The organism is Moraxella caviae (assembly GCF_002014985.1).
In the GTDB taxonomy this organism is placed as follows: domain Bacteria; phylum Pseudomonadota; class Gammaproteobacteria; order Pseudomonadales; family Moraxellaceae; genus Moraxella; species Moraxella caviae.
Genome location: NZ_MUXU01000004.1, coordinates 1 through 21,938, shown reverse-complemented (window position 1 = coordinate 21,938; position 21,938 = coordinate 1). Strand labels below are relative to the sequence as shown.

The 21,938-nt window shown below is 47.4% G+C and carries 24 protein-coding genes; 7 read left to right on the top strand and 17 right to left on the bottom strand.

Features of this window, described 5'->3' with window-relative positions; genetic code table 11:
- Positions 1–5 precede the first annotated feature (5 nt).
- Together B0181_RS00365 and B0181_RS00360 are read left to right on the top strand one after the other, a co-directional pair.
- Positions 6–893 (top strand): LysR family transcriptional regulator, encoded by an 888-nt coding sequence (locus B0181_RS00365; RefSeq protein ID WP_078275516.1) that lies wholly within the window; start codon positions 6–8, stop codon positions 891–893.
- 129 nt (positions 894–1,022) lie between these two features.
- Positions 1,023–1,607, top strand: a complete 585-nt coding sequence (locus B0181_RS00360; RefSeq protein ID WP_078275515.1) for a Uma2 family endonuclease — start codon at positions 1,023–1,025, stop codon at positions 1,605–1,607.
- A 203-nt stretch (positions 1,608–1,810) separates the two neighbouring features.
- On the opposite strand, the gene htpG is transcribed toward B0181_RS00360, so the two are convergent.
- On the bottom strand, positions 1,811–3,748 hold the full coding sequence (gene htpG, locus B0181_RS00355) for a molecular chaperone HtpG (RefSeq protein WP_078275514.1): 1,938 nt from the start codon (positions 3,746–3,748) through the stop codon (positions 1,811–1,813).
- Between the two features lie 518 nt (positions 3,749–4,266).
- Between htpG and B0181_RS00350 the strand changes: the two genes are divergently transcribed.
- Positions 4,267–6,489, top strand: a complete 2,223-nt coding sequence (locus tag B0181_RS00350) for an NADP-dependent isocitrate dehydrogenase (protein ID WP_078275513.1) — start codon at positions 4,267–4,269, stop codon at positions 6,487–6,489.
- Positions 6,490–6,665: 176 nt separating this feature from the next.
- On the opposite strand, the gene B0181_RS00345 is transcribed toward B0181_RS00350, so the two are convergent.
- Both B0181_RS00345 and B0181_RS00340 read right to left on the bottom strand, forming a co-directional pair.
- Positions 6,666–7,211 carry a nuclear transport factor 2 family protein gene (locus tag B0181_RS00345; RefSeq protein ID WP_078275512.1) on the bottom strand — a complete coding sequence of 182 codons (546 nt, stop codon included), beginning with the start codon at positions 7,209–7,211 and terminating at the stop codon, positions 6,666–6,668.
- A 112-nt stretch (positions 7,212–7,323) separates the two neighbouring features.
- The gene (locus tag B0181_RS00340; RefSeq protein ID WP_078275511.1) at positions 7,324–7,980 is read right to left on the bottom strand and encodes an NAD(P)-dependent oxidoreductase; all 657 of its coding nucleotides are present in this window, start codon (positions 7,978–7,980) and stop codon (positions 7,324–7,326) included.
- 215 nt (positions 7,981–8,195) lie between these two features.
- Between B0181_RS00340 and B0181_RS00335 the strand changes: the two genes are divergently transcribed.
- The gene (locus B0181_RS00335; RefSeq protein WP_078275510.1) at positions 8,196–8,555 is read left to right on the top strand and encodes a winged helix-turn-helix transcriptional regulator; all 360 of its coding nucleotides are present in this window, start codon (positions 8,196–8,198) and stop codon (positions 8,553–8,555) included.
- A 91-nt stretch (positions 8,556–8,646) separates the two neighbouring features.
- Here the strand turns inward: B0181_RS00335 and hemH are convergent, their stop codons facing one another.
- A complete protein-coding gene (gene hemH / locus B0181_RS00330) occupies positions 8,647–9,657 on the bottom strand; it encodes a ferrochelatase (RefSeq protein ID WP_078275509.1) in 1,011 nt (336 codons plus the stop codon).
- A gap of 544 nt (positions 9,658–10,201) precedes the next feature.
- Here hemH and metX point away from each other — a divergent pair.
- The 3 genes from metX to B0181_RS00315 all read left to right on the top strand — a co-directional run bounded on the left by metX (position 10,202) and on the right by B0181_RS00315 (position 12,922).
- Positions 10,202–11,461 (top strand): homoserine O-succinyltransferase MetX, encoded by a 1,260-nt coding sequence (gene metX, locus B0181_RS00325; protein ID WP_078275508.1) that lies wholly within the window; start codon positions 10,202–10,204, stop codon positions 11,459–11,461.
- On the top strand, positions 11,458–12,066 hold the full coding sequence (gene metW, locus B0181_RS00320; RefSeq protein WP_078275507.1) for a methionine biosynthesis protein MetW: 609 nt from the start codon (positions 11,458–11,460) through the stop codon (positions 12,064–12,066). Before metX ends, metW begins: the two co-directional genes overlap by 4 nt.
- 274 nt (positions 12,067–12,340) lie before the next feature.
- Positions 12,341–12,922: a tetratricopeptide repeat protein gene (locus tag B0181_RS00315; RefSeq protein ID WP_078275506.1), complete on the top strand. Its 582-nt coding sequence runs from the start codon at positions 12,341–12,343 to the stop codon at positions 12,920–12,922.
- Positions 12,923–13,152: 230 nt separating this feature from the next.
- On the opposite strand, the gene B0181_RS00310 is transcribed toward B0181_RS00315, so the two are convergent.
- The 13 genes from B0181_RS00310 to B0181_RS12490 form a co-directional block, all read right to left on the bottom strand.
- Positions 13,153–14,517: a C13 family peptidase gene (locus B0181_RS00310; protein ID WP_078275505.1), complete on the bottom strand. Its 1,365-nt coding sequence runs from the start codon at positions 14,515–14,517 to the stop codon at positions 13,153–13,155.
- Positions 14,518–14,727: 210 nt separating this feature from the next.
- Entirely contained in the window at positions 14,728–15,528 is an 801-nt protein-coding gene (gene cobS / locus B0181_RS00305; RefSeq protein WP_242620103.1) for an adenosylcobinamide-GDP ribazoletransferase, read from the bottom strand.
- Positions 15,529–15,682: 154 nt separating this feature from the next.
- Complete coding sequence (locus B0181_RS00300; protein ID WP_078275504.1) at positions 15,683–16,459, bottom strand: histidine phosphatase family protein; 777 nt, start codon at positions 16,457–16,459, stop codon at positions 15,683–15,685.
- A gap of 158 nt (positions 16,460–16,617) precedes the next feature.
- On the bottom strand, positions 16,618–17,664 hold the full coding sequence (cobT, locus tag B0181_RS00295) for a nicotinate-nucleotide--dimethylbenzimidazole phosphoribosyltransferase (protein WP_078275503.1): 1,047 nt from the start codon (positions 17,662–17,664) through the stop codon (positions 16,618–16,620).
- A gap of 565 nt (positions 17,665–18,229) precedes the next feature.
- Positions 18,230–18,766 carry a TIGR02594 family protein gene (locus B0181_RS00290; protein WP_078275502.1) on the bottom strand — a complete coding sequence of 179 codons (537 nt, stop codon included), beginning with the start codon at positions 18,764–18,766 and terminating at the stop codon, positions 18,230–18,232.
- An 11-nt stretch (positions 18,767–18,777) separates the two neighbouring features.
- The gene (locus B0181_RS00285) at positions 18,778–19,401 is read right to left on the bottom strand and encodes a hypothetical protein (protein WP_078275501.1); all 624 of its coding nucleotides are present in this window, start codon (positions 19,399–19,401) and stop codon (positions 18,778–18,780) included.
- Positions 19,398–19,766 (bottom strand): hypothetical protein, encoded by a 369-nt coding sequence (locus tag B0181_RS00280; protein WP_078275500.1) that lies wholly within the window; start codon positions 19,764–19,766, stop codon positions 19,398–19,400. The genes B0181_RS00285 and B0181_RS00280 overlap by 4 nt, the downstream gene beginning before the upstream one ends.
- Entirely contained in the window at positions 19,750–19,944 is a 195-nt protein-coding gene (locus B0181_RS00275; RefSeq protein WP_078275499.1) for a hypothetical protein, read from the bottom strand. The genes B0181_RS00280 and B0181_RS00275 overlap by 17 nt, the downstream gene beginning before the upstream one ends.
- On the bottom strand, positions 19,937–20,269 hold the full coding sequence (locus tag B0181_RS00270; protein WP_078275498.1) for a hypothetical protein: 333 nt from the start codon (positions 20,267–20,269) through the stop codon (positions 19,937–19,939). The genes B0181_RS00275 and B0181_RS00270 overlap by 8 nt, the downstream gene beginning before the upstream one ends.
- Entirely contained in the window at positions 20,238–20,609 is a 372-nt protein-coding gene (locus B0181_RS00265; RefSeq protein WP_078275497.1) for a hypothetical protein, read from the bottom strand. The genes B0181_RS00270 and B0181_RS00265 overlap by 32 nt, the downstream gene beginning before the upstream one ends.
- Complete coding sequence (locus tag B0181_RS00260; protein ID WP_078275496.1) at positions 20,606–20,974, bottom strand: magnesium transporter; 369 nt, start codon at positions 20,972–20,974, stop codon at positions 20,606–20,608. The genes B0181_RS00265 and B0181_RS00260 overlap by 4 nt, the downstream gene beginning before the upstream one ends.
- Positions 20,975–20,989: 15 nt before the next feature.
- Positions 20,990–21,754 carry a hypothetical protein gene (locus tag B0181_RS00255; RefSeq protein WP_078275495.1) on the bottom strand — a complete coding sequence of 255 codons (765 nt, stop codon included), beginning with the start codon at positions 21,752–21,754 and terminating at the stop codon, positions 20,990–20,992.
- 4 nt (positions 21,755–21,758) lie between these two features.
- Positions 21,759–21,890: a glycerophosphodiester phosphodiesterase family protein gene (locus B0181_RS12490; protein ID WP_115338166.1), complete on the bottom strand. Its 132-nt coding sequence runs from the start codon at positions 21,888–21,890 to the stop codon at positions 21,759–21,761.
- Positions 21,891–21,938 lie beyond the last annotated feature (48 nt).

The following is a 21,938-nucleotide window of genomic DNA, read 5'->3' as shown; positions in this document are numbered from 1 at the left end:
TCATCATGCTAGAAATCCGCCATTTACAAATGTTTTCCGCCCTTGCCAGATACCGCTCACTGTCCGCCACCGCCGTAGAGCTCAACTGCACCGCGTCCGCCGTCAGCCACCAGCTGCGAGACCTTGAGCATTATTATGACATCGCCTTGGTGGATCGCCGCACACGCCCCATCAAGCTCACCCCTGCTGGCGAAGTGGTTTTGCGCCTTGCCAATAACGTTTTACCGCAAGTCGCGCGCAGTAAAGCCGACATTCGCAGGCTGGCGCACGGGCAAGCGGGCAGATTACGCTTAGCAAGTGAATGCCACAGTTGCTTTGATTGGCTGATGCCGATTTTGAACGAATACCGCAAGGCGTACAGCGATGTGGAGCTGGATTTTGCCACAGGATTTGAGCCAGAGCCGCACCAAATGCTGCTTGATGATGAGATCGATTTACTCATCACCGCAAGCAATCTGCCCATTGACGGATTGCATTATGTACCGCTATTCACCTACGAAAGTCGCCTTGTGCTGTCGCCTGCGCACGCTTTGGCAAGCCGTGATGCCATCACGCCTGATGACTTGGCAGACCAAACGCTGATTGCTTATCCTGTGGAGCAGTCTCGCCTTGATGTGATGGCTAAGTTTTTAGAGCCTGCGGGTATCAAGCCAAAAGCTGTGCGCACCACAGAGCTTACCGCCATGCTGATTCAGCTGGTGGCAAGCGAGCGTGGCGTGGCGGCATTGCCCGACTGGGTGGCGGCAGAATATGAGAAAAAAGGCTGGGTGGTGTCAAGACCTTTGGGTGATGGTGTGCATTGCCAGCTGTACGCCAGCGTGCGTGAAAACAGCCGTGAGCTTGCGTATATGAAAGGATTTTTGGCGCTGCTTGATGGGATTGCCAAGCCTTAATACTGTCAAGCCTTAATCAGGGCAGCCAAAGCGCAATTAAAGCATTTGGCTTATGGATTTGACAAGCGGATACTTGACAAGTTTTCGCTTTAATGCCATGCTAATCAAAACCAACCAAAGGATAAAACCATGACAACCATCACGCATTTATCACAGCTGGATTTGGATAAGCATTACACTTATGCTGATTATCTGACATGGCAACTCAAAGAAAAAATTGAGCTGATTAAGGGCAAAATCCTTGCGATGAGTCCTGCGCCCACACGTTTTCATCAGGACATTTCACAAAACACCAACCGTGTTTTGGACAGATTTTTTTACCAAAAGCCCTGCCGTGTATACACCGCACCTTTTGATGTGCGTCTGTACAATCCCAAAAAAGAAATTGAAACGGTCGTGCAGCCCGATTTGTGCGTGGTGTGCGATTTATCCAAACTGGACGAAAAAGGCTGCCTAGGCGCGCCTGATTTGGTGGTGGAGATTTTATCGCCCAGCAACTCCAAAAAAGAGATGAGTATTAAGTTTGACTTATATCAAGAAGCGCTGGTTCGTGAATACTGGATTATCAACCCCAACGAAGGCACGCTGCTGATTTATGCGCTTAAAGATGGCGTATTTGTGGGTGAGCGTCCTTATGTGCGCGGCGAAAACCACACCGCACATTCGGTGAATTTTCCTGAGCTCAGTTTTGATGTGGATTTGCTGTTTCAATAACGCTGTTTTCATAATACCATTACCAACGCTGCTTTTACAACACAAAATCAAAGCCAACAACAAACCCCAAAAGCGCACCGCCTTTGGGGTTTTGATTTATCAAATGCTCGTCAAACACCTGTCAGCTATTTGCTAAATGTTTGCCAAATGCCTGCCAAGCAAATTTGCACGAATTTGTACCGCTTGATCCGTGCAAATTTCATTTATTTCAAAAGCAGCGCATTGACACGTTTTAGATAGCCTGCTGGATCGTCAAGCTGTCCGCCATCGGCAAGCAAAGCCTGATCAAAAATCACGCTCGCCAAATCATCAAAATCGCCGCTGTTTTCCAGCTTGCCAATCAATGGGTGCGTTGGGTTAATCTCCAAAATCGGCTTGACATCAGGCACAGGCTGACCCATCGCTTTAAGCATTTGCACCATTTGCGGTGTCAGCTCGCCATCGCCCACCACCAAACACGCAGGACTGTCCACCAAACGTGTAGACACTCGCACGTCTTTGGCTTTATCGCCCAGCGTGGTTTTTAGGCGCTCCACCACAGGTTTTAGGTTTTCTTCCGCCTTTTGCGCTTCTTCTTTTTCCGCTTCATCGGTCAAATCGCCCAAATCCACCGCCCCTTTGGCGATGTTTTGTAGTGGTGTACCGTCAAACGAAGTCAAGAAATTCATCGCCCATTCGTCCACGCGCGAAGTCATTAAAATCACTTCAATGCCTTTTTTGTTGAACAGCTCAAGCTGCGGCGAATTTTTCACGCTGGCTAAGTTTTCACCCGTCAAATAATAAATCGCCTTTTGTCCATCTTTCATGCGTGCTTTATAATCAGCAAAACCTGTGCTTAGCCCATCGGTGGTGCTGGTGTGATAGCGCAACAGCTTGGCGATACGTTCTTGGTTGGCTTGATCTTCGCCCAAACCTTCTTTGATGACATCGCCAAATTCAGCATAAAACTCGGCAAATTTGGCTTGCTTATCCGCATCTTCTGAATTGGCAAGACTTGCCAGCATGGTCAAAACACGGCGTGCATTGCCTTCACGAATGGATTTGACATCACGGCTTTCTTGTAAAATCTCACGGCTGACGTTCAGCGGCAAATCAGCGGTGTCAATCACACCCTTCACAAAGCGCAAATACACAGGCAACAGCTGCTCAGCGTCGTCCATGATGAACACACGTTTAACGTACAATTTTAACCCACGCTGGTGTTCACGCGCGTACAAATCCACGGGCGCTTTTTTAGGAATGTACAAAAGCTGAGTGTACTGCACACGGCCTTCCACGCGGTTGTGCGTCCACGTCAAAGGGTCGGCAAAATCATAGCTGATGTTTTTATAAAATTCATTGTACTCATCATCACCAATCTCACTTGGCGTGCGTGTCCACAGCGCAGACGCTTTGTTGATGGTTTCCCATTCGTCCGTTTCAATCATCTGCCCGCTTGGCACAGGCGCATCTTCGTCTTGGTCGGCATCTTCTTGCCAAACTTCCTTGCGCATTTGGATTGGCAGGCTGATGTGGTCTGAGTATTTTGACACTAAGGCTTTGATTTTATGGCGGTTTAGGTAGCCATATTCACCATCTTCTGACTCTTGATATTCATCTTTTAAATGCAGGGTAATGCTGGTGCCGTGCGTGTCTTTGGTGATGGTTTCGGTGGTAAATTTACCTGTGCCGTCCGACACCCAGCGCACGCCTTTAGTGCTTGGTTCGCCTGCTTTTCGGCTCTCCACGCTGATTTTATCCGCCACGATAAAGCCAGAATAAAAGCCCACGCCAAATTGTCCAATCAGATTGCCGTCTTTTTTATCGCTTTCAGAAAGTTTGTCCAAAAACGCCTTTGTGCCTGATTTGGCAATCGTGCCCAAATTTTCAATGGCGTCCGCTTCATTCATGCCAATGCCGTTGTCGCTGATGGTCAGGGTTTTGGCAGTTTTGTCAATTTCAATCTTGATGGCAAGTTCGCTGTCGCCTTCGTACAAGCTGTCATCGCTGGTCGCCAAAAAGCGCAATTTATCGCACGCATCAGACGCATTAGACACCAATTCACGCACAAAAATGTCAGGATTTGAGTACAAAGAATGCGTTACAAGGTGCAAAAGCTGGGTAACTTCGGTTTCAAAAACGTGTTCGGTTTGCGTTGTCATAACATCTCCCAAAATAAAATTTACCGCTTTTTAAAATAAGGATTGTGCGCAGATTTTCAAGTTTTATACCAGCTTGCAATGAGTAAATGTGTGCTGTATTATCAAATCAAGTAGAATTACATAAGACGACAAGCGTATTTTCATCATTCATCACCACAATCTATAACAACATTTCATCAATTTATGTAAAAATCAAAACCAATGATGATACCATTTTTTAAATAAATGATTTATATAAACCCATCACAGAAAAAGCATGGTCGTACACCCAAAAAAAATGCTAAAATATCACGGTGAAAAATGGATAGAAATTTGATATGCGACCAGCCACGCTTTTGGCGTATGCCTTGTTGCATATAGCACCCAACGCTTGATAAGTCATTAAATCATTTATCAGGCTGGTTTACTGGGCGGACACCCAAGCGATGTATGGCGCGCCACTCAAACAAGGACGAAACCGCACGAATCGCTTGCTTTTTCAAACATTCACAAAACCAAACATAAACTGGAGTTTATCTATGAAATCAACCATCATCTATACTTATACCGATGAAGCCCCTGCCCTAGCCACTCATTCTCTTTTGCCGATTATCCAAGCCTTTACCAAAAGTTCTGACATTGACGTAATCACCAGCGACATCTCGCTTGCTGCGCGTGTGTTGTCGCAATTTCCTGAATACCTAAGCGAAGCACAGCGCAAACCTGACGCGCTGGCACAGCTTGGCGAACTCGTCAAACGCCCAGAAGCCAACGTCATTAAGTTGCCAAACATCTCTGCTTCTGTACCGCAGCTGCTTGCCACCATCAAAGAGCTACAAAGCAAAGGTTACAACATTCCTGACTATCCAAGCGAAGCCACCACAGACGAACAAAAAGAAATTCAAGCACGCTATGATCGTGTCAAAGGCTCGGCGGTAAACCCTGTTTTGCGTGAAGGTAACTCAGATCGCCGTGCGCCAAAAGCGGTGAAAAATTTCGCCAAAAAGTTCCCGCACTCTATGGGCGCATGGACAAAAGACAGCAAAACTCATGTCGCCACCATGAGCGCAAACGATTTTTATCACAATGAAAAATCGGTTACTGTGCCAAGCGAAACCACAGTAAACTTCGTATTCACCGATAAAGCTGGCGAAAAAACCACCTTGCGCAAGCCACTGCCACTAAAAGCAGGTGAAATCCTAGACGCAACCGTCATGAACAAAAACGCGCTGGTGTCTTTCTTAAGCAAAGAAATCCAAGACGCCAAAGAGCAAGGTGTGCTGTTTAGCTTGCACATGAAAGCCACCATGATGAAAGTGTCTGACCCAATCATCTTTGGTCATGCGGTAAAAGCCTTTTTCGCCCCTGTATTTGAAAAACATGGCGATAAGCTCGCAGCAGCAGGCGTGAATGTCAATAACGGCTTGGGCAACCTATTTGCCAACCTTGACAAGCTAGATGCCGACACTCGTCTTGGCGTAGAAACCCTGATCGCACAATCTTATGCCAATGGTCCAGACATTGCCATGGTGGACAGCGACAAAGGCATTACCAACTTGCACGTCCCAAGCGACATCATCGTTGATGCGTCTGTGCCTGCGATGATTCGCTCATCTGGTCGTATGTGGAATCGCCACGGCGAACTGCAAGACACCAAAATCACCATTCCAGACAGCACTTATGCAGGTCTGTATCAAGCGGTGGTAGATTTCTGTAAAGAGCATGGCGCATTTGACCCAACCACCATGGGTACTGTGCCAAACGTGGGCTTGATGGCGCAAAAGGCTGAAGAATACGGCTCACACGACAAAACTTTTGAAATCCCAGCAGACGGTAAAGTAGAAGTGATTGACGAAGCGGGCAATGTGCTACTTAGCCATGACGTACAAGCTGGTGACATCTGGCGTGCGTGCCAAACCAAAGACGCAGCCATCACCGACTGGGTACAGCTTGCGGTCAATCGCTCACGCCTAAGCGGTATGCCTGCGGTATTCTGGCTGGACGAAAAGCGTGCGCACGATGCTGAGCTGATTAAAAAAGTGAACGCAACCCTTGCCACGCTTGACACTGCTGGGCTAGATATTCGCATTTTGCCACTGGTAGAAGCCGCCAAACACACCTTGACACGCCTAAAAAATGGTGAAGACACCATCAGCGTAACAGGCAACGTCATGCGCGACTACCTAACCGACCTATTCCCAATTCTTGAGCTAGGTACAAGTGCCAAAATGCTGTCAATCGTACCTTTGATGAACGGCGGCGGTATGTTTGAGACTGGCGCTGGCGGTAGCGCACCGAAGCACGTTCAACAGTTCAACGCAGAAAACCATCTGCGCTGGGACAGCCTTGGCGAATTTTTAGCATTGGCAGTATCCCTTGAGCATACCGCACAAAAAACAGGCAGCGCCAAAGCGCAAGTATTGGCAGACGCACTAGACGCAGCTACAGAAAAACTGCTACTAAACGACAAATCGCCAAAACGCAAAGCAGGCGAAATTGACAACCGTGGCAGCCATTTCTACCTAGCGATGTACTGGGCGCAAGAGCTTGCCGCACAAAGCAAAGACAGTGCTTTGGCAGCAGAGTTTGCACCGATTGCCAAAGCCCTAACCGCCCAAGAAAGCGCCATCATCAATGAGCTAAATGGCGTACAAGGCAAAGCGGTTGATGTGAACGGCTATTATGCTGCCGATCGTGAGCTAATCAGCGCCGCCATGCGCCCAAGCGCTGCGTTTAATGAAATCATTGCACGTTTGGCGTGATATGCGCTTGTGATATAAATAAGGTTTAGACGTAAAATTTACGTTTGACTCAACAAGAAAAACACCGTCTTTTGGCGGTGTTTTTTGTCTATTTGATAAATTGGATTTGGTGTAAGTTTGAAAATTGGAATTAAATTTATAAACTCACGCCTAACCTCCACCCAAAAAACCATCAATCAAAACATGGTGCGCCCACTTTCGGTTTTTTCTGGCACAGCTTGGATTACGTCCCAATGCTCCACGATTTTACCTTCATCATCAAGGCGGAAAATATCCACCACCGCTTCACCAAGATCGTTGGCGTGCAATTTGCTGTGAACGTGCACCATCACCAAATCACCATCAGCCATCACACGCTTGACGATGGCGTGCGACTGCGGATGCTCTGCCAAAAATGGCGCAAATGCGTCTACGAATGCTTGACCGCCATCAGCCACGGTTGGGTTGTGCTGCAGATATTCTTTGCCGATGTACAAATCGGTCGCTTCTTGAACTTTGTGCTGGTTAAATGTCATTTCATAAAACGCCAGCACATTGGCTTTATTGCGTGCTTCAATGCTCTTTTTGCTCAATTTTTCGCCTTGATGGTTGTGTTTTACTGCGTGAGCGTGTTTGTGAGCGACTGGCTTTGCCGTGCTGGTGGCGCACGCCGTCAGTGACAATGCGCCTGCCGCCAAAAATGCCAAAGCCGCACTTGATTTAAACGTTGATTTGATACTCATAAAATACTCCCAAAATTTGACAAGTTGGTCTTGTCATTGTAACAAAAACATAAAAATACACAGTTATTCTTGCGCCTGCACAAACTTCCATGCAATGCGCACAAAAATAGCCTTAATCAGCTTGCGCCACCGTAAAACGTGCGAACAAATGCGCCTGATTTTCCACATCATCAACAATCGCACACGCCAAATCAGGCAATGAAATGTCAGCAGGCACATCGTTTGTGAATAGCACATCGTCCTTGCCCGTGCGGTATTTGCCCGTGCGCTCAAAATTCACAGGATTCACCGCAAACATCGCCGCTGGCGATAAAAACGCCCAATTCACATCACGGCGCGCTTGTAATTCAGTCAATAAATTACGCGCTTCATTCGCCATCGGATAAATGTCTGCAGGAAATTCAGGCGTATCAATCAGCTGCACATTTGGCGCAACATAAAGACTGCCTGCACCGCCAACCACCAAAAGATACGGCACGTTTGCAGCTTTGGCGGCTTCCACGATGGCATTTGCGCCACGCTTAAAATCCGCCGCACCGTTCGGATTTTCCCAGCCGCCATTAAAGGCAGACACCACCGCGTCCACGCCCTTTAGCTGCTCAGCAAACTCTGGCGCATTGACATCGCAAGCGACCACCTGCACATTATCCGCCTGCAAAACTTTCTCTACACTGCGAGCAAGCGCCAGCACATCATGCCCGCGCGCTGCCGCTTCACGCACCACGCCTGCACCCACCAAACCTGTCGCACCAATGACGGCAATTTTCATAGCAATTCTCCCATTATTTTGATTTCATAGACATTTTACGCAATACATGATTGCGCATTTGATGGTGAGTATTATATAATCAGCACTTATTAAATGTAAGTACTTACAAAAAAGTAAGTGTTAATAAATTTTATAACTTATTGAAAAATAAAGTTTTTTATCCAATAACTTTTATCAACACAGCCTTTAAAAAACACCAAAAAAGAAACATCATCATGAATGACGACAAAGAACGTGGCAACGTACTGGCAAAGGCTTGCCCATCACGGCAAATTTTAGAACACTTAACAAGCCGCTGGGGCGTGTTTGTACTCATCGTTTTGCGTGATGGCACGCTGCGTTTTAGTGAAATTCGCCGCCGCATTGAAGGCATTAGCGAGCGTATGCTGACGCTCACCTTGCAAAATCTGCAAGCGGACGGCATGGTTGTGCGCACCGATTATCACACCGTACCGCCAAAGGTGGATTATCAGCTGTCTGAATACGGGGCGGTTGCCGCTGCCAAGATTTATGATTTGGTAGATTGGCTAGAAATCAATTTAGATGAAATTTTGGATAAAACCAAGCAATCATAAGCGAAAAATTACTCGCAAATCCCCACCAAAAAACAAAAACAGCAAGCCATCAACTTGCTGTTTTTTATAAAAATTAATAAATTTCAATTACTTATAAATATTTACCAACCAACTGCGCCATCAACTCAATGTGCAGCGCATCGGTGTTTAGCGCAGGAATATAAGCATAAGATTTACCGCCTGCCGCCAGATAATTATCACGGTTTTCCACCGCCAGCTCTTCTAGCGTCTCAAGGCAATCCGCCGAAAACGCAGGACTTAGCACTTGCACCGAATGCCCAGCCTTGCCCCACTCGCCCAAAAGCTCGTCTGTATAAGGCTTTAGCCACTCTTGCGCACCAAAACGCGACTGAAAACTCACCGCCCATTCATCACCACCAAGCCCAAGCTCGCCTGCCACCAGCTTAGCTGTCTTGCGGCATTGCACAGGGTATGGGTCGCCCTTGTCGGCATAAGGCTTAGGAATGCCATGAAAACTCATGAGCAGCTTATCAGCGCGCCCATTATCCGCCCAAAACTTACGCACGCTGTCAGCCAAAGCCCTGATGTACAGCGGGTTGTCGTGATAATCCTTGATAAAATGCAGCTCTGGCATATCACGGCTGCTTAAGCTGTATTGCATGACTTTATCAAACGCTGCCGCCGTGGAAGTTGCCGAATATTGCGGATACAGCGGCAACACCACCATGCGCTCATAGCCGTCAGCTTGTAAATCCGCCAGCACTTTTTTGATGTTTGGATTGCCATAAGTGGTGGCAGGCACGACAGCCACAGACTTGCCCAGCTGCGCCAAATTCGCCTGCAGTAGTGTCGCCTGTTCTTTTAAAATCGCAAGCAATGGCGAGCCTGCGTCCGTCCACACGCTTTGATAGGCGTGCGCCACACGTTTTGGGCGCGTGGTCAGCACAAATAAGCGCAAAATGATTTGCCACAGCCATTTTGGCATTTCAATCACGCGCTTGTCAGACAAAAACTCCGCCAAATACGCACGCACCGCAGCAGGCGTGGGCGTGTCTGGCGTGCCAAGATTGACAAGCACAACGGCAGTTTTTTTTGTAAGGATTTGCGCTGTATCGGTAAAATTTGGTGCGTGGTCGGTCATGGTGCTAGCTAAAATATCGGTCAATAAAATTTAAAAGCAAATGAAATTTGAACGGTGATTGACAAGTATTTTCAAGGCAAATGGCGATGATTGCAAGTTGATTCATCAAATCATTGGCTAAAGTTTAGCAAATCGTGCGCCAAGCGAACAAAATGCCCAAGGTCAATTCTAAAAGCAACTCACAAACTAAATTGCAAAATTACAAAAACCTTAGTTTAGCATTTTTTTGGCAAATTTTCTTGTGCTTTTTGGCGCAAATGGCGATGGACGCTTGCCAAATATGGCGTTTCGCCTTACAATGTAAAATAAGATTTAGCCTTGAATTTTAGCGTTTTGATATAAAAATTGATGTGAAAAATGCGAAAATTGACGTGAAATCGCCCATAAAATTTCACGCAAAACCACACAACAATCCATCACAAATCAGCTTTCATCAGGCGCATTTTGCCACGCACGGCATGGATAATTTTTATACTATTAAATAATACTTAAAATACATTTATTTAAAATTTATTGATAAAATGACACCTTTTTAGGAAATTTTGTGCAAACTTCAACTCCCCCTTATCAAGACCCGTCATCGGTCGGTATCGTTACGCCCACGCTCATTCATTTTGACACGCCGCTTTTACTAGAATGCGAACGCACTTTGCCGTCTTTTGATTTGATGGTGGAAACTTATGGCGAACTCAATGCCGATAAATCAAACGCCATTTTGATTTGTCATGCGCTGTCAGGCTCACACCACGCCGCAGGATTTCACAGCGAACACGACGCCAAAGCTGGCTGGTGGGACGCACTCATCGGCAAGGGCAAGGCGATTGATACCGAAAAATTTTTTGTCGTTTGCTTAAATAACATCGGCTCATGCCACGGCTCTACAGGCCCAACCACCATCAATCCAGAAACCAACGACATCTGGGGCGCAGATTTTCCGCTCATCACCATCAAAGATTGGGTGAAAACGCAAGTCATGCTGTCAGATTATCTGGGTATCAAGCGTTGGCACGCCATCGTGGGCGGCTCTATGGGCGGAATGCAAGCGCTGCAATGGTCAGTGGATTATCCTGAACGTTTGGCGCGTGCGGTCATCATCGCCAGCACCCCAAAAATCAGCGCGCAAAACATCGCCTTTAACGAAGTAGCACGCCAATCCATCTTATCCGACCCAGATTTTCATCAAGGCTGGTATCTAAAACACGGCACTTACCCACGCCGTGGCTTGATGCTTGCCAGAATGCTGGGGCACATCACTTACATCACCGAAGATGCCATGAAAGCGAAGTTTGGGCGTGATTTAAAATCTGGCAAATTCATGTACGGCTACGATGTGGAATTTGAAGTAGAAAGCTATCTGCGCTACCAAGGCGAGCGATTTAGCAAAAACTTTGACGCCAATACTTATCTTTTGATGACCAAGGCGCTTGACTATTTTGACCCTACGCGTGATTATGCCGACCCATCTTTATCAGATGCCGAAGCGCTCAAGGCGACTTTGGCACGCACGCAATGCCAGTTTTTGGTGGTGTCATTCACGACCGACTGGCGCTTTAGTCCAGAGCGTTCGGTGGAGCTGACAGACGCACTGATGGCAAACCAAAAACCCGTCAGCTTTATCAACGTGGACGCACCGCACGGGCATGATTCGTTCTTATTTGCCATTGACCGCTATGTCAATGCCATCAAAGGATTTTTAGGCGCGCCCTTTGTCGCCAAAACCGTGAGCGGCAAGACGCTTTCGCCCACCGCCATCGCCCAATTAGCCCACGACAAACCCACTGCCGAGCAAGCGAGCAACTCATGAACATCGATCATCAACTGGCTGAAAACTGGATCAAACAAAATTCCAAAGTCTTAGATCTTGGCTGTGGCGATGGCACGCTTTTGGCGCATTTACAGACACATCTTGGCGTAACGGGCTACGGGCTTGAAATTGACGAACATAAAATCAACCAAGCCATCGCCAAAGGCTTAAACATCATTGAACAAGATTTGAACGAAGGCTTGCACCGCTTTGCCGATAACAGCTTTGACACGGTGGTGATGGCACGCGCCCTACAAGCGGTAAAAAATCCCAAAAATCTGCTGCTGGATATGCTGCGTGTGGCGAATGAAGGCATTGTTACTTTTCCAAATTTCGCCTACTGGCAAAACCGCGTCTACCTTGGCATTAAAGGCATCATGCCGATGAGCGAAACCATTCCGCACGAATGGTACGACACGCCAAACATTCATCTGTGTACTTTTAAAGACTTTGAGCGACTGTGCGCCGATAACGACATTCGCATTTTAGACGCTGTCGCCATCAATGACGATTCGCACTTGCCAGCACGCCTGATGAATAAAATCGTGCGTGCCGCGCCAAACTTGCTGGCGGACGTGGCGATTTATCGCATTGCCAAAGGATAAACCAACAAACCTTAATACCTAAGTTTTAATTAGAAAAATCCGCCACATCATCAAAGCCGAATGCGCCAAATTAAAAGCACTGGCTGTGATTTTGTAGCGTATTTTATCATTGTGTTTATATAAATGGGCATAAAATTGAATTTCACGCCCATTTGTGCTATCATGACAAGATTGTCAAAACATTTAGCCAATGCGTGATTTTGGGTTTAGCCAAACGCATTTGGCATACCAAGCACCCATAAAGACAAATTCGTCAAGACAAATTGGAGTTCGTATGAACCTGCTAAAAGCTGCTTTGCTATCAAGCGTACTGGGCATGACTTCTGTGGCTTCTGCCGCCATCATTTCAAATGTGCCGCTGAACACTTCACGCTTTGAAACTATGGACATCAAAAGCCTAACCCAACAAGCCAGCCAAGGCAACCATCACGCACAGTTTTTCCTAGCCAAGCGCCTGCAAAAAGGTGAAGGCGTGGCGAAAGACGCACAAAAAGCGGTGTATTGGTACACTCGTGCTGCCGAGCAAAACATCGCCCCAGCACAGCTAAACCTTGGCATCATGTACCTGCGTGGCGAAGGCGTGCAAGCGAACATGAATCAAGGTCGTATGTGGCTTGAGCGTGCGGCACACCTAGGCGATAACCGTGCCAGCTACGCCCTAGCGATGATTGATGAAAAACAGCAACGCCTTGTGGACGCTTATAAATGGTACGATTTGTCTAGCCGTGATGGTATGCTGGATAAAGGCATTCGTGATAAGGCGCAAGTTAAAATCAGCCAGTTGGCGCTTAACCTATCATCTAGCGAAATTCAGCGCGCCAAAAACAGCGCAACCACTTGGTTTCAAAACCAATAATCGCTGATACCAAATCTAATAAATAAGCCTTGATTGATCGTCAAGGCTTATTTTTATGGGCAAGTTTGCTTAAAACAGCAAGTCTGCGATGTGATGTTGTTCGTCTCAACTTGCCAAAATCTTAAAAAACCGCTCTGGCTTAGCACTGCCACGAACGGTTTTTAATTTACTCTAAAAGTTTGTCTTTTATGCTATTGACTTGCTTACCAAATCTTTAGCAACTTTTTAAATCAAGGCGTCATTTCTTGCTCGGCTTGGCTCGGCAAGCGAATTTGCGGCTTTTTGGCGTGATGAAACAGCGCCTTTTCCAGTTCTGGCAAGGCTTCTTGCATGGCAAGTCCCACCACCATTTGCGGCTCGCTCGGCTCAAAACCCATCAAAGCTTCACGCTCGCCCACACGTCTTTGTGCTTGATTGAACGCACCATCAAAAGACGTTTGTTCACGCAGACTTTCTGAGAAAAACGCCCGCCCAAAATAGGTCATGTCCGCATCGTCCGTACAGCCAAAAGACGCACGGTCAGCACGAGATGCGGTGATGATGGCAGTCGTTGGGCTTTTTAGTGCGTCAATAAACGCCCCAGAATAACAAGACGACACCACAATCACACGCCAGCGAATCCCCGCCACATCAAGCGCACTGCGCAGCCACACAGGGTCGATCGGTTCAAGCTCCACAGGCGGATTTTCCATCACCAAATCGCCCAAAATGCTGCCAGATTCGTCCACTGCGCCATGCGAGCTGAGCGTCAAAAACAGCACGTCTTCGTTCGTATCCATTTTTTGCCCGATGTGTTTTAGGCTTTTGGCTAGGCTTGTGCGGCTGGCAATTGGGAAATCTTGCCAAGTCGCTGGATTGTTAATCAACGACAAAGAACGCCCCACCGTGCCAAAACGGTCATCAAACAGGCTTTGCGCTTGGGTGATTTCGCTAGCGAACACATCTTGCCCAGCAAAGCCAGCCATGCCCACAAAATACCACTCTGACACGCCTTTTTTACTCTTAGCAATGCTTTCAAGCGCTTGATTTAAAAGCGTTTCTTGTCCATAAAAGTTCTTTTCACTAATGCTTGGGTCTTCGGTGCGGGTTTGGAAAATTGGCTGATTGACCACGTTTTTTTGCCACACGACAAGCAGCACCATCGCCCCAGCAAGCATCAAAAGACGCTCCCACCAAGGCCAGTGCAGTTTTTTGGCAAAAACCCACAGCAAAGAAGCCGTCTGCCACACAAATAATGCCGTGAATAAAGTCGGCAAAATCGCATACAAAAACGCAGGCAGCCAGCCTTTGATGTCTAGATACTGAATGCCGCTCTGCAATAGCACCAGCAAAGTATCCGCCACCAGCCACAAAATCACAGGCACAAACAGCAGCGAATAATTCTGCGTGCGCTTGGCAAGAATGATACCCGCCACCAGCATGATGACAGGCCACACCAGATAACTGATTAGGCCTTGTTCATTAAAATAACTGCCGAAATCTGCCGCCAAATAAGCGAACAAAATGTTAGTCGCCAAAGCCGCCACCAAAAACACCACAAACTGCGCAAAGGTCGGCTTAACAAACGAAAACGCACGCGTGCTACCGCCAAGCATACTGAGTGCCGCGCGGATATTGGCGATGAAATTGGACGAAAATCTTGGTAAAGATTCGATTTTTAGGGAACTTAAAGGCAAGGTGAACTCGGCAATATGAAAGGAATGAATTTAACGGCTTATTTTCTCAAAACACGCTCAGACAAGCAAGCGATTTTTGGTGGTAGGCTTGGCAAAATAAGTGGTAAAGCGATAAGATGACTGTCAAAATTAGCTCACCATCTGCCACGCCAAAACGCCAGCCATCACCAAAAGCGTCAGCATTTCGCCAAGTTCCACCGCCGCACCAATCACATCGCCCGTTACACCGCCAATCAGCCGCTGCCACGCCCTGCGATAATACCACAAAAACGCCATAAGTGCGCCTGCCAGCCACGCTGCCGCCCACAGCCCAAAGCCAAAAGCCACACTTAAAATCACCAAAAGCACGCCTATCGCCAGCACGCCTGCCGTGGCGGTTTTTGGTAAATGCGTGCTGATGGGCGAGCCAATGCCATTTTTACGCACATAAGGCGCGCGCAAAAACAGCCACAAAATCACAAGCCTGCCCACCACAGGCGCAATCATCAAACCCAAAGCCGCACCGCCAAATGTCAGCAGCGTATGCACGGCGGCAAATTTTATCAGCACGCCAGCGATGAGTGCCAGCACACCCATCGCACCGCACGTCGGGTCTTTCATGATGGTCAGCGTGCGCTCTTTTTCACCCCAGCCGCCCAGCCAAGCGTCTGCAATGTCCGCCAAGCCGTCCAAATGCAAACCGCCCGTCAGCCAAATCCACGCCACCACCATCAAAGCTGCCGCTAAAACAGACGGCAAGAACCCCACCGCCTGCGTGAAACCTGCCAAAATAAGCCCAATCAACACGCCCACCAGCGGATAAAACACCACCGCCAATGCCGTCTGCCGCTCACTGGGCAACGCACGCAATCGCACAGGAATCTTAGTCAAAAACTGCACCGCCACAAGCCATGCGGTCAAAAAATCGGTCGGACGGTAACGATGCTTCATGATGGCGTTTTGGTTTTTGATGAATTAAAAAAGTGCAAATTAATGAAACTTAAATGAATTTGAATTGACAAATTTAAAACAAACAGACTTGAATTTAAGAAATTTGCGTACGGTGATTTTACATGAAAACTTGGCAAATTTATACCGTACAAACTTAATCCCTGAATTTTTGTTCTAATGCTCTCATTGCTGTCAGTTTGCCGATGGTTTGGGTTTGGGTTTGGGTTTGGTTTTTAATTTGGTTTTCGGTCTGATTTTCAGCTTTTTCATTCGCCAAATCAGCCGCTACAGACATTGGCGCAGACACTGGCACATAATCAAAAGAATGCAGCTCACCCAATGCCACAGGCACGCCAAGCAGTTTTTCAAGACAGGCTTGCTGCGCTAAATGATACAGCATTTTTATCACGCCGCCATGGCTCACCACGCACACACGCTCAAATTCATGCGTGCGGCACACGCTCGCCACACGCTCAAGCGCACGCCCCACACGCACACGAAACGCCAAAACCGACTCGGCATTTGGCGGCGTGTAGTCTTGTGGCGCTTGCCAATAAGTCGCAAGCTCATCAGGAAACTTAGCGTACAGCTCAGCGGTAGCGCACCCTTCCCAGTCGCCAAAATCAATCTCTTGCAGCTCATCAATCACAAATAGCGGCAAATCATGCGCCACGCTTTGCACCTTGGCAAAGTCCAAACAGCGTGATAAAGGCGATGTGATGATTGCTTGCCACGGTGTTTGTGTTTGGGTTTGGGTTTGAGATTGCTCAGCTCGCCACGCCTGCGAAAAAGTGCTGTGCATTTGGGCAAAACCTGCCTGCGTCAAAGCATCGTCCGTACGTCCACGCAGCACGTTGCCTTGTGTCAAAAGCGTGGTTTCGCCATGGCGCAAAAAATCCAGCCGCAAGGTTTTATCAATATCATTTTGCATGGCGATTGACCAATGTTAAAATTTTATAAAATGGGTGTTTTTCTATTAAATAAACGTAAGCTGGATTGATAAAACGCAAGCTGGGTTAGTGAAACATTGCCCAACATTTTTAAAACGCAAAAATCTAGCAATCCGCCAAATCTTAACGCACCAGCCCATCAAGCTGTTGCCACGCCAGCTTGCGCAAAAGTCGCCATATTGGCATGAATCTCACACGCCAAACGAATGAGCATCAAACTTGCCGCTGCACCACTGCCTTCACCCAAGCGAAAACCCAAATCCAAAAGCGGCTTCGCACCAAGTGCCGCCAACACCTGTGCGTGCGCATATTCTGCCGAACGATGCCCGTACAAAAGCCAGTCAGCAACGCTCGGATTTAGGCGCACCGCCACGAGTGCCGATACGCTACTGATAAAGCCGTCCACCACGCACAGCAAGCCAAGCTGCGCCGCTCGCACATACGCACCTGTCATCGCACACATCTCAAAGCCGCCCACATTGGCAAGCGTTTTTAGTGCGTCTTTTGCTTCATGCTGATAAAGAATTTTGGCGCGGCTGACCGCTTGAATTTTGCGTGCCAAAGTCGTATCGTCCACGCCTGTGCCGCGTCCCGTCATCTCTTCGGCAGATTTATCAAGCAGCAGACACGCCAATGCCGAAGCCGCGCAAGTGTTACCAATGCCCATCTCGCCTGCCACATAAATGTCCGCACCTGCCGCCATCGCCTGCTCCACGCTGCGCTTACCGATGGCGAGCGCCTGCTCACATTCATCAAGCGTCATCGCAGGCGCTTGGGTGAAATTTTTCGTCCCCTTGGCGACTTGCTGCTGGCTGATGCCCGTGGTGTCATACTCTGTTGCCGCTGCGCCGCAATCCACCACTTCAAGACTTGCGCCCAAATGCTTTGCCATCACCGCAATGCACGCCCCACCTGTGGCAAAATTGGCAAGCATTTGCTGCGTAACCACCTGCGGAAATGCCGACACCTGCTCTGCCATCACACCATGATCACCAGCAAAAATCGCAATGTGCGGACGGCTGGCGCTTGGCTTATCCACGCCTTGCAAGCCCGCCAAACGCACCGCCACACGCTCAAGCTCGCCAAGCGAACCTTTTGGCTTGGTAAGATTGTCTTGATGGGTTTGGGCGTTGGCGGCGGCGTGGTGATTGATGGCTTTGGCGGGGTTTTGATACCATGCGGTCATAAAATCCTTGTCCTTGTGCGGTTTGTATGTTTGAAAGCTCTAAGCATTTAATTGTGCAAATTTCAATCACCATTCTATAATCAATTTTACGCAAATTCAACTCCCACGCCTTGCCAAATTCCCAGCAAAAACTTGCTTATTCTTGTCATGACGAGTATAATAGCCAAGTTTTAAATGCGTTTACTCAAGCTGGGTTCGTCTTTTAAAACTTAGGCAAAATGACGATATTTTACAATGTTTTTCTGGGGTCTGTCATAGGTCCGCCAATTAGAAAAATTGACAAATTATCAAAGTTTTGCAAAATAAACCCTTGTAACTTACTAATTTTACAAGATTTTTTATTAAGGGCCTATAGCTCAGTCGGTTAGAGCAGGGGACTCATAATTTCATATTATAAAATGTTTCTATAACAACAAATAACAACATTTTACAATAAAATCATAGAGTTGCATCAACCCATAAAGCCATAATAACAACAAATAAGAACATATAAGAACGCATAATAACAAATTTTTGGTCTACTATGCGTCTACTAGAAAGCCAGTCACTTGACTGGCTTTTTCAATCAAGCCTCGTTCCGACTCACTTTCCCATCACTTGACAGCACAGGCAACGCAAACCGATGTGTCGCAGGCATCTCTTGCGTACCGCACCAGCGATAGCCTAGCACACGGTTTTTGGCAAATGGCTTGATGTTCACGGCATCACCTTGATTGCCGCCAAGTACCATCAGATTGCCTGCCTTATCTCGCCCAACGACAAAGCCCACATGACCGCTTGAGCCCGTGCGACTACCACGCCAAAAGACGACCACGCACCCATAAGCAGGGTTATTGAGCTTAGTGCCAGCCGTCAGCCACGCACGAGCCATTGGAAATGATTTGGGGATGTGTCGCCCTAACCCTGCCTTGGCAAGCACACCACCAACAAAGCCCCCGCACCATGCCGTTTCGTCATTCTGAAACGCCCCAGCTTGTCGTTGACCCGTCGCAGCAAACGCCGCACGCCATAGCTCAAGCACAATCGGATTGTGCTTAGCACCCTTAATCTCTCGTGTGCCCAGATGTTCGCGGGCAATCTTAATCCAGTTTAATTCATTCATTTTTACTTACCTTATTTTAAAGCTATACCTGACCATGTGGCAGGCAATGTTAAGTTTTTTGCGGTGCTTGAAAACACCCCAAACGCAGGCGTTGTCGCTCGTGGTTTCCACTCGAGACCGCCCGTCGTGCCAAACTGCATTTTGCCCGCTGGGTCGCCTGCATCATTTGGGATAAGCACACCTGCTGCCGCACTTGGCGAGTCCTGTTGGTACTCAGGCGGTAAATCGACAAGCACACGCCCTGTACCACCACGCAAAAAGCGAAAACGGTAATACACAACATTGTTAATGCGTCGCACGTGCATATATCGGCTTGATTGTGTCGTATCAAACAAATCAGCAGGGACAAGGCTTGTGATGTTATGCCATCCGCTATCGACATCGGTGCATATCCAGCCGTTTGACCGCTTGACCCATTGCCACGCCTTAATCCCACCGCCATCGGTGCTGACAAACACCGTGCCAATGAGTGCATTAGCAACCGCTGTTTGGTGCTCAGCAGATAGCGTACTTGGCATATCGGGACGACCTGCACCCATGATATTTGTTACGCCATTGGCTGTTGCTTGCCAATCGAGCACGCTTTTTATGCGATTGACAAGCTCAGATAATTGATTTTCTGTAATTAGTTTCATAATAAACTTGCAAAATTCACTGAGCTGTATTCGATTTTGAGCGTGTTGAGTACATTGCCAATTTGCTCATCGGTCAATGTCATCACTTCGTCAAATCGCACACGCTTATTGACTGCATCGGCTAAGGCGGACGCTGTACCGCCACTATTGATAGCATCCTCAAGCTCTTTTAGCGTATCAAAAGCACTGGTTGCACCGCCCAAAATCTCGGTCTTAAGCGTCGCAATGGCTTGAGCGATTTTGTTGTCAGTGTCTTGGTTATCGATGCGACCGTTTAACGCTCTTAGCTGGTTGCCGACTTCGACAAAGCCTGCCTGCGTCTGAGTTTGCAAGTCATTGATGGCTTGATTAATTGGTGTTTTCATAAGTAATACCTGTTTGAATTTTTAACAATGTTACAAAATCCATGCTGCCATAATCAACACGCATATCAGCCTGACCAAGGCTTTTGACCTTGGCGGTGATGTTGGCTGGTGCTTTGACCTTGGCAGTGATTTTGGGTGGTGTGCGTACATGTGCTGTCAGTCGCTGTAATCTACTCAAGCTGCACCTCCGTGATGTCGGCTGTCATCTGGATAGTGCCACGTAGCACGGTTTGCACCTTTGTGCCAATGATGGCTTGCAGGTCATAGTTGGCTTGTTGCCAGTGCTTGCCAGCCGTCAAAGCACGGTCAAAATGCAGGACAATCTCACTGCCTACAATCTCGATACCGCCATTGGCTGTAGATAGGTCAATGACAATCTTGCCTTGTGCCTTAGCGTGCAAATCAAGCCTTGTAATCTGTGACAAATCAAATGGTGCGTCATCAAGTAATAGTGTGACTATGATGTCTGTATCATCGCCACGGATGAGGTGGATTGTGCTCATGTTTTGATCGCTCCAGTTTGCGTTTTCTTAACTTGATTTTTAGGCAATGTTTTTGCACTTGCAAAAGCATCCCAATCCAATAAATCAAAAACAGGACACTTGCCAATGTCTCAACACGACCAATACCAAGCTCATACGGATCAAGCGTGCGGTGCTCAATGATGCCGTGTAGCATGGCGTACGACATGATGAGCCAAGCCAGTGAGCCAACACTGACTAGCCACGCATCTGCTGCTTGTGTCTTATGCTTACTGAGTGCATTTAGGTGCCTAACAAATGTATATAAGCCGACTGACAAGCCGACCACGCTACAACCAAAACTTACCATTGTCGTAATCATGACTTGTCCTCCTTGCTACTCGGTAAGTACTTGTCTTTGAGTTTGTTATACACGGCATCCTGACGCTTTTGGTCTGAGATAAACACCAAAAAGCCTGTGATAATCGGTGTCGAGATAAACGCACCGATTAACGCCCAAGGTAGTAGCGTCAATGGCGGTGGGTTGGCGTTTTGGTTGATATAAATAGCCAAAGCTACACCGCATATCGTGCCGATTAGTGGCTTGGCAATAAATGGCTTAAGTAGGCGGTCATCAATATCTTTGACCTTGATAAAACCGCTTGCCAGTCCGCCGACGAAGGCAAACAGCCAAACGCCAAGCCAAGACATCAAAAAAGGGGCATGTAGCCCCTGTAAGTCAAGCATTGTTAAATACTCCGATTATTCAATAGCACTAAAAAATAACCAAGACATAGGAAGTGAAGCAATATCCACCCACTGCCCTGAATTGACATCAACAAACTTAACAATCACCGAACCGTCTTGTGCTGAATATTTTCCGACCTTTGGAATAATATTTGGGTTGCTATCCATTGTTAAATTAACATTGAATATTGGAAATGCCCTATTACTGGTAGTCAAGGGTTCTGTGAACACTTTTAATTCTTTCGCGTTTGCGTTGTACTCAAGATTCTTGATACCGATTTGCTGATAGTTATTAGACAGTGAGATGTTTGAATTATTAATTGCAATCAAGCCCGCTGCATGAATTCGCGCCGCTGGCAACTTAGAATTCTTGACCGTGATGTCGATTTCTGCGATCTCGACGCTGCCGATTTTGTTTGTCCAAAGTCCTGCTGATACATTCACGATATGATTGCTGGTCGCTATAGGTGGAACACAATAAGAACACTCATACCATTCCCAATGCTCAGAGTCAATTTCTACGAAATTCACATTCGCACCCAAACTTGGGTAGTCGATAGCAAGCCCTGCTGATGTGCCGTTTTCTCCGCTGATTCTGCGCGCAAGCACGCGCGCAGTGATTAACTCATGTGCACGCGCTTGAATGACACATCTCAGATATGCGCGTGCTTCATTCGTTGTTGCTTGTAGTGTTACTGTTCCGCTGCTGTTATCGATTGCAGAGCCTCCGCGATCGATCAATCGAAAAAAATCTGACAGTGTTTTTGTTGCAATCTTCATTTGTTTAATTCCCCTTAAGATTAACATCTGACATGATGTAGTGAACCCCAATGCGCATTAACTCATCAGCATCTGCACGATTATTACAAGTCCACACGCCCACACTAATATTGTATTGCTTGGCAAGCTGTACAATATGCGGATTGTTAAGAACATCAAAATAATTCGGCTATTTTCAAAATCA

Coding starts and splice junctions, on each gene's coding strand:
- B0181_RS00350 (WP_078275513.1), top strand. CDS start 4,267: ATGAAATCAACCATCATCTATACTTATACCGATGAAGCCCCTGCCCTA.
- B0181_RS00265 (WP_078275497.1), bottom strand. CDS start 20,609: ATGATTACGACAATGGTAAGTTTTGGTTGTAGCGTGGTCGGCTTGTCA.
- B0181_RS00300 (WP_078275504.1), bottom strand. CDS start 16,459: ATGCAAAATGATATTGATAAAACCTTGCGGCTGGATTTTTTGCGCCAT.
- B0181_RS00340 (WP_078275511.1), bottom strand. CDS start 7,980: ATGAAAATTGCCGTCATTGGTGCGACAGGTTTGGTGGGTGCAGGCGTG.
- B0181_RS00360 (WP_078275515.1), top strand. CDS start 1,023: ATGACAACCATCACGCATTTATCACAGCTGGATTTGGATAAGCATTAC.
- cobS (WP_242620103.1), bottom strand. CDS start 15,528: ATGAAGCATCGTTACCGTCCGACCGATTTTTTGACCGCATGGCTTGTG.
- B0181_RS00290 (WP_078275502.1), bottom strand. CDS start 18,766: ATGAATGAATTAAACTGGATTAAGATTGCCCGCGAACATCTGGGCACA.
- B0181_RS00280 (WP_078275500.1), bottom strand. CDS start 19,766: ATGAAAACACCAATTAATCAAGCCATCAATGACTTGCAAACTCAGACG.
- B0181_RS00310 (WP_078275505.1), bottom strand. CDS start 14,517: ATGCTTGGCGGTAGCACGCGTGCGTTTTCGTTTGTTAAGCCGACCTTT.
- B0181_RS00255 (WP_078275495.1), bottom strand. CDS start 21,754: ATGAAGATTGCAACAAAAACACTGTCAGATTTTTTTCGATTGATCGAT.
- B0181_RS00270 (WP_078275498.1), bottom strand. CDS start 20,269: ATGAGCACAATCCACCTCATCCGTGGCGATGATACAGACATCATAGTC.
- cobT (WP_078275503.1), bottom strand. CDS start 17,664: ATGACCGCATGGTATCAAAACCCCGCCAAAGCCATCAATCACCACGCC.
- B0181_RS00260 (WP_078275496.1), bottom strand. CDS start 20,974: ATGCTTGACTTACAGGGGCTACATGCCCCTTTTTTGATGTCTTGGCTT.
- htpG (WP_078275514.1), bottom strand. CDS start 3,748: ATGACAACGCAAACCGAACACGTTTTTGAAACCGAAGTTACCCAGCTT.
- B0181_RS00335 (WP_078275510.1), top strand. CDS start 8,196: ATGAATGACGACAAAGAACGTGGCAACGTACTGGCAAAGGCTTGCCCA.
- B0181_RS00315 (WP_078275506.1), top strand. CDS start 12,341: ATGAACCTGCTAAAAGCTGCTTTGCTATCAAGCGTACTGGGCATGACT.
- B0181_RS00285 (WP_078275501.1), bottom strand. CDS start 19,401: ATGAAACTAATTACAGAAAATCAATTATCTGAGCTTGTCAATCGCATA.
- metW (WP_078275507.1), top strand. CDS start 11,458: ATGAACATCGATCATCAACTGGCTGAAAACTGGATCAAACAAAATTCC.
- hemH (WP_078275509.1), bottom strand. CDS start 9,657: ATGACCGACCACGCACCAAATTTTACCGATACAGCGCAAATCCTTACA.
- B0181_RS00365 (WP_078275516.1), top strand. CDS start 6: ATGCTAGAAATCCGCCATTTACAAATGTTTTCCGCCCTTGCCAGATAC.
- B0181_RS00345 (WP_078275512.1), bottom strand. CDS start 7,211: ATGAGTATCAAATCAACGTTTAAATCAAGTGCGGCTTTGGCATTTTTG.